Consider the following 10,934-nt stretch of genomic DNA (forward strand, 5'->3'; position numbering starts at 1 on the left):
AATTCGAAAAGCCCGCCGCGTGCGGGCTTTTTGCTATCCGCCGTAAGCCCGTCTCGCCCGGGACCAAAAAAAACCGCCATGATGGCGGTTTTTTACGTTAGTCGGCTTTAGGTTCCGTCGGGGCCTTCAGCTCGCCCATCGCTTTGAGCTTTTTAGAGATCTCGCGACGCTCTTTCGAGATTTCAGCGTTTTTGATGATGTAGTCATCGACGCGGTCTTCATAGTCCGTTTTCATGCTGGCGATGATGCCCTGGATGGCTTCAACGCTCATTCCCGGCTTGATGTAATCGCTCAGGTTATCGAGCAGCAGCACGCGTTTCTGGTTGTCACGGATCTTTTTCTCAACGTCCTGGATTTCACGCTGAAGCTTGTTCTTACGACGGAACAGACGGACAAACTCCAGTACGTCCTGAAATGAAGGTCTGGTATTTTCCATTTTTACACCCCTGCTAATTTGAGACTCGGATTCGTTGTTACAACCATCATGTTGTTAGCTTAATGGTAGCGGCTATTCAAAACAATGGTTTCGCCTCGCGGGCGCCCTGCCGCTATCATACTCTTATTTCAGGTTAAATCGACACCGCCTGGGCCTGCTCCCTGCGCATCTGGTGCTTATTTACGCAGCGCGCGGCACACTAGCTGCGACAACAGTTCAAGCTGACGGGCCAGTTCAAGGCTGAGCCACACATAGCCGTGAATGGGCGTCTCTTCGAGGCTGCCGCTGTGGCTTTCGCGAATAAGCTGGTCCAGTTCGCTGATGATCTCGTTCAGCTTCTCACGGCTGGCAATGGCGGGCGTGGGATTGCCCTCGTACAGCGCCTGGGAGAGATTGGCCAGCGTACGTTGCGTCATGTGCTGAGTGTCCCGCAGCGTGCGGGCGTTGATCATCACAAAATGGCTCTCGCGCGATGCCCAGTGCGCGTTGATTTGCAGCTCCAGGGTACACACCATGTTGCGGCAGGTGGTCTGGATGGCTTCAAAGATGCGCTTCTGAATGTGGGTCTCTTTACACGCCGGGGTGATAAGCCCACGCATTTTTACCACGTCGTTCAGCACGTTTTGCAGCGGCTTTTCCAGACGCGGACGCTCCACCAGGTTAGGTGAAAAGCCGGCCTGATAGATGCGCTCGAACGCCGACATAAAGCTCGCCATCTGAATGCGCCAGTGCACGAAGGCACGCTGCGGCCAGATGCTGGTAAAGAACATGGCCAGCAGCGACCCGAGAATCACGTCCCCGCCGCGCCACAGGGCCGTTACCATATCGCCCTGCGGGGCACCGACCACTACGCCCAACGTAATGCCGATGAGCAGTGCCTGATAGGGACGCTTGCCGAGCGTGAGCCAGCCGCAGATAAACATCGCCATTGCGCACCACAGCATCATCGCCGGCAGCGACCACAGTTCAAGCTGCAGCGCCACTAACCCTAATACGGAACCAAAAATGGTGCCGCCGATCCGCTCGAAAGCCCGCGGTATCACGTTTCCCCAGAATGAAATCGGCCCCATGACCACCACCAGCGTGATAAGCGGCCAGGAGCCTTCGGGCACATCCAGCAGCCGAACCAGCAGAAACGTCAGCACGAACGCCAGCGCGATGCGCAGACCGTGGACTATCCGATAGTGCTGATAAACGCGGACGTCAAAGGGGGTTAAGGGTTTGTCAGGACGCACAACCGCTCTCCGGAATTCAAAAAAACGAATTGTACCCGTTTTTGCACAACCAGGATCGCCCAACCGCCAGAAACCGCCCCATACAGATGGTTATTTTTTAGCATCGAAGACAAAAAAAGTGCTCCTGAACATCGCTCACTATCGCCATTAACATAACTTTATCGCGTTTTTAACATGAGTTTACTTTCTGACGCCTGAAACTGAACGTCAGGCGTCCGCACACGCCGCCATGTGTAGCATCAGCGTGGCGAAGGTTATTTGCTTTTCTTTTGCACCGGAATATACATGTCGATCTCCCAGAAACCGTCCGCATTGCCGTCATTGAGATAGACTTCGAAACAGGGCAACGGAGCGGGCAGGTAGCGGTCATCGCCAAGCAGACTGTTGAAGAACAGCAGCCACGGCTTGCCAAAGTTCCCCTCCTCCACCCGGGCATGAGCGATGGCATACTCCCCGCCGGCTATTTCGGTGTGGATCACGCCGCCGCTGTTTTCCGGCACCGCGAAGCCCGCAGGCACCGACACCACCGTTGCGGCACGCAGCCTTTCCGGCGGGGTTTCATCGGGGTTGTCGTAATAGACCGCTATCCACTCTTCAGGACGCAAATGGTGCGTCTCTACCCATAACAGCAGCTGCTGAAAGCCCTGCGGTACGGTTTTTTCCCACGGGCCGACCAGATGAAAACCCGCTACGTTGCGGGCAGGAACTGCCTCAATGTTGTAGTGCATGCTACGCTCCAGGGTTGAAAGATGACTGTATTTATATACACCCTGATGGCGCCGATGAGCGGGGTGCGGGGATAAATTTGTTCATTTTGCGAGCAGCTTCGCGAAGGTGTCACCCGGCCCGGCGAATCCCTTTCGCGAACGCGTTTCTTTCCTTCTGGTCGCTCTGGTTATGGTTTACCATGCATGCGTTCATGAAATTTTATAAGGATGGTCTTCCTGGTGTCTGACTCCCCGGCGCAATCCACGTTCCTGTTTCACGATTACGAAACCTTCGGTAAAAGCCCCTCGCTGGATCGGCCCGCGCAGTTCGCCGCTATCCGTACCGATGCCGAATTCAACATCATTGGCGAGCCGGAAGTGTTCTTCTGTAAGCCGGCCGATGACTATCTGCCCCAGCCCGAAGCGGTCATGATCACCGGCATTACGCCGCAGCAGGCGCTGGCTCAGGGCATGAACGAGGCCGATTTCGCTAAGCGTATCCACGCCCTGTTTACCGTGCCGAAGACCTGCGTGGTGGGCTACAACAACGTGCGGTTCGACGACGAAGTGACGCGCAACATCTTCTATCGCAACTTTTACGATCCCTACGCCTGGAGCTGGCAGCACGACAATTCGCGCTGGGATCTGCTGGATGTGATGCGCGCGTGCTACGCGCTGCGCCCGGACGGTATCGTCTGGCCGGAGAATGACGACGGTTTGCCGAGTTTCCGGCTGGAGCATCTCACCAAAGCCAACGGCATCGAACACGCCAATGCCCATGACGCGATGGCTGATGTCTACGCCACCATCGCCATGGCGCAGCTGGTACGCACGCGCCAGCCGAAACTGTTCGATTACCTCTTTAGTTTCCGCAGCAAGCAGAAGCTGATCTCGCTCATTGACGTGCCCCAGATGAAACCCCTCGTGCACGTGTCGGGGATGTTCGGCGCGCTACGCGGGAATACCAGCTGGGTTGCCCCGCTGGCGTGGCACCCTGACAACCGGAATGCGGTGATCATGGTGGATCTGGCGGGCGATGTGTCGCCGCTGCTGGAGCTGGATGCCGACGCGCTGCGCGAGCGGCTGTATACCCCGAAGGCGCAGCTCAACGCCGCCGCGGTGCCGGTGAAGCTGGTGCATCTCAATAAGTGCCCGGTGCTGGCCCAGGCGAACACGCTGCGCCCGGAAGATGCCGAACGGCTGGGCATCGACCGTCAGCACTGCCTCAACAACCTTAAGCTGCTGCGCGATAATCCGCAGGTGCGTGAGAAGGTGGTGGCCATCTATGCCGAGACGGAACCCTTTGTACCATCCGATAACGTCGATGCGCAGCTCTACAACGGCTTCTTCAGCGACGCTGACCGGGCGGCAATGAACATCGTGCTGCAGACCGAACCGCAGAATCTGCCCGCGCTGGATATCAGCTTTGTGGATCCGCGCATTGAGAAACTGCTGTTCAACTACCGGGCGCGCAATTATCCCGGCACGCTGGATGAGGCCGAGCAGCAGCGCTGGCTCAACCACCGCCGCGAGGTGTTTACCCCGGACTATCTGCAACGCTGGGCGCAGGAGCTGGAGATGCTCTACAACCAGTACGAGGGTGACAGCGAGAAAACCACGCTGATCAAGGCCCTCTACCAGTATGCCCAGGAGATCGTCGGGTAAGCGGCCAGCCCGGCGCAGCTAAAGGTAGAGATAAAACCCGGCTGGCGCTGCCTCCACCCCATAAAAAAGGGTCGCTTATGCGACCCTTTTTAGTATCAGAAAGGATTATCCTTTCATCACCGTGATGCTCCAGGAGGCATCCCCGACCTGCTGATAATCGGTGACGCTGTGCCCCTCTTCCGCTGCCCATTCCGGAATCGCTTCGGTTGCCTGAGTACAGTCGAAATCGATGACCAGCTCATCACCCTTCGCCATTTCCGCCATTGCCGCTTTTGCTTCGATCAGCGGGAACGGACAAACCTGGTTTACTACGTCTAATTTCTTAATTGCCATTCTTAAACTCCACTCGCTTAGGCCGCAGCGGCGCGCAGGGTCGCCTTACGCTGCGGACGAACAAACAGGAACCACGACGCCGTCCACACGCCGAGGATCATAAAGGCCAGGCCAATCCAGCCCTGCCAGGTGAGCATAGCGGTCATCACCAGTCCGTTACCGATAGAGCAGCCGCCAGCGATACTGGCTCCGAAGCCCATCAGCAGCCCGCCAGCGACGCTGCGCAGCGTGGTGGCCGCATCTGCTGCACGCACGCGGAACTCACGGCTGGCTTTGGCCGCGATATACGACCCCAGGAAGATGCCCAGCACCAGGAACACGCCCCAGTTGAGGTACTTGCTGTCACCCACCACCAGGAACTGCAGAATGTTTGCGCTCGGCGAGGTGATCCCCAGCCCAAACAGGCGCCCGGTGGCTTCGCTCAGTGGCCATGCCAGGATGGCGATAAGGCCAATCAGGATCGCGGTGACAAACGGGTGCCAGCGCTTTTCAAACAGGAGATGTGCCAGACCGGTGCGGCGCGGTGGCAGGCTCGCCACCTTGCGTTTCGGCTTCATCAGCTCCCGGCGTACCAGCCAGAGCGTTACCACCACCAGCACCGCAATCAGCGGCCATGCCGGGAGGCTGAAAGTTTCCGGAATGGAGTTGTGCGCGGTGCTGTACTCTTTCAACATCGCATTCAGCCCGGCTGCGTGCGGTGAGCGCATGATGGCGCTCATCAGCATATAGGTTACCAGGGCAATCCAGCTGCCGATAAGTCCTTCCCCGGCGCGATACCAGGTGCCGGTGGCGCAGCCGCCCGCCAGCACGATACCCAGCCCGAAGACATAGCCCCCGACCACGGTGCCGAGCCACGGGAAGGCACCCGCGTCATAGCGCACCACGCCCACCTGGATCAGCGCGAACACGCCCACGCTCTGAATGGCGATGGCGATCAGCAGGGCATAGAACATGCGGTTATTTTTGGCGATATACATATCGCGAAAGCCGCCGGTCAGGCAGAAGCGGCCGCGCTGCATAACGAAGCCCAGCAGTCCGCCGCACAGCAGGCCGGTTAAAATCATCTGTAACATAGCACCACCCGTTTCCAGGTCAGAAAATCAAAACGGCCATTATTCACGCCTGCGTCGGCCTGACCAATAACCAAACTCACTACCATATAGCGAAAGGTTATAGATATTTTCTCTGCCGAATAACGGGCAAAAAAAATCCGGAGGCTAAGCCTCCGGATCCTGTGTGATACCGATGCGCGATTACTGCGCGATATCTTCGTACTGCGGAACCGGATTACGGAAACTGCGGGTGACGCAGGCCAGATAGACGATACCGATACCGCCCCAGATCAGACCCAGCACCATGGAGCTCTCTTCGAGGTTCAGCCACAGCGCGCCGACGGTGAGTGCGCCACACAGTGGCAGAATCAGATACTGAACGTGATCCTTGAAGGTTTTGTTGCGCTTCTCACGGATCCAGAACTGCGAGATCACCGACAGGTTAACGAAGGTGAACGCCACCAGCGCGCCGAAGTTAATCAGTGCGGTTGCAGTTACCAGGTCAAAGTTAATCGCCAGCAGTGCAATGGCGCCTACCAGCAGCACGTTGAACGCCGGGGTACGCCATTTCGGGTGCACGTAGCCGAAGAAGCTGCGTGGGAACACGCCGTCACGACCCATCACGTACATCAGACGAGACACGCCCGCGTGCGCCGCCATACCGGAAGCCAGCACGGTAATGGTGGAGAAGATCAGCACGCCGTACTGGAAGGTTTTACCTGCCACGTAGAGCATGATTTCCGGCTGAGACGCTTCCGGATCTTTAAAGCGCGAGATGTCCGGGAAGTAGAGCTGCAGGAAGTAGGACGCGACGATAAACACCAGGCCGCCAATCAGCGCGGTCAGGAAGATAGCACGCGGGATCACGCGCTCAGCGTCTTTGGTCTCTTCGGACAGCGAGCTGATACCGTCAAAGCCGAGGAACGAGAAGCACAGAATGGTGGCACCGGTAATCATCGGCACAACGTGCGCGTCGGCGCTCCAGAACGGCTGCGAGCTGGTCAGCGTACCGGCGCCTTCACCGTTGGACACCCCGTGAACGATCAGGCCCACGATCACGGCCACGATGCCCATCTGCAGCACCACGATAACGGTGTTGAAGTTGGCAACGGTTTTCAGGCTGCGCAGGTTGGAGATGGTCATAAAGGCCACCAGCGCAACCACGAACATCCACGACGGTACGTTCGGCACCAGCGCTTCAAAGTAGATTTTCGCCAGCAGGATGTTGATCATCGGCATGAACAGGTAGTCCAGCAGGGATGACCAACCCACCATAAAGCCAACGGCCGGGCTGATGGATTTCTGGGCGTAGGTGTAGGCAGAGCCGGCAGACGGGAAGCGGCGCACCAGTTTACCGTAGCTGATAGCGGTAAACAGAATCGCCACCAGCGCGAAGGCGTAGGCGGTAGCGACGTGACCGCTGGTCAGGCCGGACACGATACCAAACGTATCGAACAGCGTCATCGGCTGCATATAGGCAAGGCCCATCATTACAACCGGAATCAACGTAAGGGTTTTACGCAATTCCACGCGAGAGGTGGTAGTACCTGGAGTAACGTTATGCGACATGGCGGATCTCCATTACGGCGTGTGCCGTCGCAAATGCAAATGATTGCCCCATCTTTCTGATTTCCTCGGCGACACGACTGTCGATCTTTAGGTAAGTATCTATCCGGTACGAAGCCCGGCCTCTTGTTTAAAATGACGTTTCTTAATTGCAAAAAAATAACCGACGTTATTCACGTCGGCTAATTCTCATTTTGCAGGGCGCGTATTTTGCAACATTTTCAGGCACGATGACAAGATGTTGAGCCCCTCATCGACAATTTCTTTTTCTGCGGTCAGTGGAATCAGAAAACGGATAACGTTTGCCCGTACGCCACAGGAGAGTAACACCAGTCCCTGACGCCCCGCTTCCTGCACCAGACGCTGGGTCAGCGCCGGGTCCGGACGCTGAGGATCGCCCGCCTCGACAAGCTCAATCGCGACCATGGCACCCACGCCACGCACGTCGCCAATACAGGGATAGTCCGCAGCAAGCTGGGTGAGCCGGGCGATAAGATGCTCGCCCATCGCCCGGGCTTTTTCATTGAGCTGCTCGCGCTCAATCAGGTCGGTCACCGCCAGCGCGGCGGCAATCGCCACCGGCGAACCGGCATAGGTGCCGCCGAGCCCCCCTGGCAGTGCCTTATCGAACAGCGTCCGGCGCCCCACCACCGCTGCCAGCGGGAAGCCGCCCGCCAGGCTCTTCGCCATGGTGATGAGGTCAGGCTCCACGCCGGCGTGTTCGATGGCGAAGGTTTTCCCGGTGCGGCAGAAGCCGCTCTGGATCTCATCAATTATCAGCACGATGCCGTGCTTATCGCACAGGGCGCGCAGCTGCTGCAGAAAGTGCGCTGACGCGGCGTAGAAGCCGCCTTCGCCCTGCACCGGTTCGATGATAATCGCCGCCACGTCATCCGGCGCAACGTCTGCGGCAAAAATCCCGGCCAGTGATGCCAGCGCCTGGGTGTCGCTGACGCCAAGCCAGGCGGCGGGATACGGCGCGTGGTAGATGCCGGCCGGGAACGGACCGTAGCCTTTTTTATAGGGCTGCACTTTTCCGGTCAGGGCCATACCGAGCAGCGTGCGGCCGTGAAACGCACCGCGAAACGCGATCACCGCCGAGCGCCCGGTGGCAATGCGCGCCACCTTGATGGCATTCTCGACGGCTTCCGCGCCGGTTGAGAGAAACAGCGTCTGGCAGGCGTCCGCGATGGGCACCAGGGCGTTTAGCCGCTCCGCCAGTTCGATGTAGTTCCCGTAGGGGGTAACCTGAAAGCAGGGATGCGTAAAGCACTCCAGCTGGGCTTTCACCGCCTCGATGACCGCCGGGTGATTGTGCCCGGTATTCAGCACCGCAATCCCGGAGGCGAAATCGATATAGCGTCGCCCCTCCACGTCCCACAGCTCCGCATTACGCGCCCGCTCGATATACACCGGCAGCGCATTGCCGACGCCCTGCGCAACCGCTTCCACCCGCCTCTCCTGCCACTGCTGATTGGTCTGCCCCATAGGTTCTCCTTGCCAGACGGCCTGGATGCCGCCTGAAGCCTGAGCTGCCACCCGGAAATTGTCGTCTTAGTGGCGCTGTCTGCGCATCGCGTCCGGGTGGTGTTGCGGGCGTGAATGGCGCGCCCCTCTTAAACATAGACGAGGGCAAACGCTTTACCAGAGAGGCACGAGCAGGCAGGAAAAAAGGGAAGTACCGGGCGACACGGGGGGTGCAGAAAGCGGTCGCGCCGGACTTGCAGTGTCGGCGCGACGGTGGCAGAGGGGTTACTCCATTGGCATCAGCAGCGGATCGGGATAGCTGTACTCGAAGCCCAGCTCGTGACAGATGCGGCTGCCGTCCACGCGCTTGCCCTCGGCGCCGGTCACCCCGTCGCGGAAGGTCGGCGGCTCAACCCCAAGCTGGCGTGCCATCACCGGGTAAAACTCGGCGCGCGCCGGATGCTGCGGGGCGCAGAGGTTATAGATATGCCCGCCTTTCGGCGTCTCCAGCAGCAGGGCGATGGCCGCTACTACGTCGTCGAGGTGCACCAGGTTGACGCCCTGGTCGCCGTTGGGCGCCGTCTTGCCAGCAAAGAAACGTCCGGGATGACGCCCCGGCCCCACCAGTCCGGCGAGGCGCAGAATATCAACCGAGGTGCCCGGCAGATTGTGCAGCCAGTCCTCCAGCGCTTTCAACACCCGCCCACTGTGGGTGACCGGCGTGGTGGGGGTGGTCTCTTTTACTACGCCGTTGCGATCGCCGTAGACCGAGGTGGAGCTGGTAAAGATGATGCGCGGAATGCGATGCACCAGCGCGCTGTCGACGATCTCCTGTACCGCCTGCTGGTAGAAGGTGTCGCCCTCCCCCGTACGGCGCGCCGGGAGCGTCACCACCAGCGCGTCGACGTTGAGCAGCGCATCCAGTTCGGCGCTGTCACATACCAGTTCAGGCGTCAGTTCCAATTGGTAACTCTCAATACCGCACATGCGCGCGGCTTCCACGCCGTCCTGGGTGGTTTTACTGCCGGTCACCTGCCAGCCCCGTGCGGTGAGCGCCAGCCCCAGCGGCATACCTAACCACCCTAAACCGACAATCGCTACCTTTTTCATATCCGTCTCCTGAATCATCGTGCGGCACGTCATGCTTATACCAAGCGTAACCGACAACGCTGCCGCCTGCATAGCCGCCGCACGGTAAAGGCTACCCCTGCCCGCCACGCGTGACAACCGAGGCGCAAGCCGTAAAGCGACACGGGTTGAAAAAAGCCCTTGCCATCCTCCATATATCTGGTTTACGGTAAGAAACATTGTGAATAGTCATTCATCAGAGAAATTTATGAACAGCGTTCAGTGCAAACACCACCATCATCACCATCACCCTGACTAGTCTTTCAGGCGATGTGTGCTGGGAGACATTCAGGATCTTCCAGTGGTGCAGAGCGCAACAGAAAGCCCCCGGAAGATCCTCTTCCGGGGGCTTTTTTTTGGGGTTTTGATGCCAGCCGCTCCCGGATAAAAAAAGAGATTCACTACCGATTGCAGACGACCACGACAGGATTACGAGGAACCGAGAATGTTAGATAACACCCGTTTACGCATAGCTATTCAGAAATCAGGCCGACTGAGCGACGATTCACGCGAGCTGCTGGCCCGCTGCGGCATCAAAATCAATCTGCACACCCAGCGCCTCATCGCCCTGGCAGAGAATATGCCGATCGATATTCTGCGTGTGCGTGATGACGACATTCCGGGTCTGGTGATGGATGGCGTGGTGGATCTCGGCATCATCGGGGAAAACGTGCTGGAAGAAGAGCTGCTCACCCGCCGCGCGCAGGGCGAAGACCCGCGCTACTTCACGCTGCGTCGTCTGGATTTCGGCGGCTGCCGTCTGTCGCTTGCCACCGCCGTGGACGAGCCGTGGGATGGCCCCGCCGCGCTGAATGGCAAACGCATTGCCACCTCTTATCCGCACCTGCTCAAACGCTATCTGGATCAGAAAGGCGTGCAGTTTAAATCCTGTCTGCTCAACGGTTCCGTCGAAGTGGCACCGCGTGCCGGTCTGGCCGATGCCATCTGCGATCTGGTCTCCACCGGCGCGACCCTTGAAGCCAACGGCCTGCGCGAAGTGGAAGTGATTTACCGCTCCAAAGCCTGCCTGATTCAGCGCGACGGCGAGATGGCCGATGCCAAACAGCAGCTCATCGATAAGCTGTTAACCCGAATTCAGGGAGTGATTCAGGCCCGCGAATCCAAATACATCATGATGCACGCGCCAACCGAGTGCCTGGATGAGGTTATCGCCCTGCTGCCCGGCGCCGAGCGTCCGACCATTCTGCCGCTGGCTGGCGATCAGCAGCGCGTGGCAATGCACATGGTGAGCAGCGAAACCCTGTTCTGGGAAACCATGGAAAAACTGAAAGCGCTGGGGGCCAGCTCCATTCTGGTGCTGCCGATTGAGAAGATGATGGAGTAA

General features: G+C 58.6%; 11 protein-coding genes and 1 other annotated feature. Of the genes, 3 read left to right on the forward strand and 8 right to left on the reverse strand.

Features of this window, described 5'->3' with window-relative positions:
* Positions 1-97 precede the first annotated feature (97 nt).
* The 3 genes from DW58_RS09770 to sbmC form a co-directional block, all read right to left on the reverse strand.
* Positions 98-436 (reverse strand): DUF496 family protein, encoded by a 339-nt coding sequence (locus DW58_RS09770; protein ID WP_024550130.1) that lies wholly within the window; start codon positions 434-436, stop codon positions 98-100.
* A 176-nt stretch (positions 437-612) separates the two neighbouring features.
* Entirely contained in the window at positions 613-1,671 is a 1,059-nt protein-coding gene (locus tag DW58_RS09775) for an FUSC family protein (RefSeq protein WP_024550131.1), read from the reverse strand.
* A gap of 254 nt (positions 1,672-1,925) precedes the next feature.
* Positions 1,926-2,399 carry a DNA gyrase inhibitor SbmC gene (gene sbmC, locus DW58_RS09780; RefSeq protein WP_024550132.1) on the reverse strand — a complete coding sequence of 158 codons (474 nt, stop codon included), beginning with the start codon at positions 2,397-2,399 and terminating at the stop codon, positions 1,926-1,928.
* Between the two features lie 219 nt (positions 2,400-2,618).
* Here sbmC and sbcB point away from each other — a divergent pair, with 219 nt between their 5' ends.
* Positions 2,619-4,043, forward strand: a complete 1,425-nt coding sequence (gene sbcB, locus DW58_RS09785) for an exodeoxyribonuclease I (protein ID WP_035885476.1) — start codon at positions 2,619-2,621, stop codon at positions 4,041-4,043.
* Positions 4,044-4,148: 105 nt separating this feature from the next.
* Here sbcB and tsuB read toward each other — a convergent pair whose 3' ends face one another.
* The 5 genes from tsuB to DW58_RS09810 all read right to left on the reverse strand — a co-directional run bounded on the left by tsuB (position 4,149) and on the right by DW58_RS09810 (position 9,571).
* Complete coding sequence (gene tsuB / locus DW58_RS09790) at positions 4,149-4,376, reverse strand: thiosulfate utilization sulfurtransferase TsuB/YeeD (RefSeq protein ID WP_024550134.1); 228 nt, start codon at positions 4,374-4,376, stop codon at positions 4,149-4,151.
* A gap of 17 nt (positions 4,377-4,393) precedes the next feature.
* The gene (gene tsuA, locus DW58_RS09795) at positions 4,394-5,449 is read right to left on the reverse strand and encodes a thiosulfate utilization transporter TsuA/YeeE (RefSeq protein ID WP_024550135.1); all 1,056 of its coding nucleotides are present in this window, start codon (positions 5,447-5,449) and stop codon (positions 4,394-4,396) included.
* A 180-nt stretch (positions 5,450-5,629) separates the two neighbouring features.
* On the reverse strand, positions 5,630-6,997 hold the full coding sequence (locus DW58_RS09800) for an APC family permease (protein WP_024550136.1): 1,368 nt from the start codon (positions 6,995-6,997) through the stop codon (positions 5,630-5,632).
* A 186-nt stretch (positions 6,998-7,183) separates the two neighbouring features.
* Positions 7,184-8,482 carry a 4-aminobutyrate--2-oxoglutarate transaminase gene (gabT, locus tag DW58_RS09805; RefSeq protein WP_024550137.1) on the reverse strand — a complete coding sequence of 433 codons (1,299 nt, stop codon included), beginning with the start codon at positions 8,480-8,482 and terminating at the stop codon, positions 7,184-7,186.
* Between the two features lie 264 nt (positions 8,483-8,746).
* Positions 8,747-9,571 (reverse strand): SDR family oxidoreductase, encoded by an 825-nt coding sequence (locus DW58_RS09810; protein WP_024550507.1) that lies wholly within the window; start codon positions 9,569-9,571, stop codon positions 8,747-8,749.
* 226 nt (positions 9,572-9,797) lie between these two features.
* On the opposite strand from DW58_RS09810, the gene hisL reads away from it, so the two are divergent.
* Complete coding sequence (gene hisL / locus DW58_RS20900; protein WP_106877479.1) at positions 9,798-9,848, forward strand: his operon leader peptide; 51 nt, start codon at positions 9,798-9,800, stop codon at positions 9,846-9,848.
* Positions 9,824-9,947: a sequence feature (His leader region), on the forward strand. It overlaps the preceding gene by 25 nt.
* A gap of 87 nt (positions 9,948-10,034) precedes the next feature.
* A complete protein-coding gene (gene hisG, locus DW58_RS09815; protein ID WP_024550506.1) occupies positions 10,035-10,934 on the forward strand; it encodes an ATP phosphoribosyltransferase in 900 nt (299 codons plus the stop codon).

This window comes from Siccibacter turicensis LMG 23730, assembly GCF_000463155.2.
GTDB classification, from domain to species: Bacteria; Pseudomonadota; Gammaproteobacteria; order Enterobacterales; family Enterobacteriaceae; genus Siccibacter; species Siccibacter turicensis.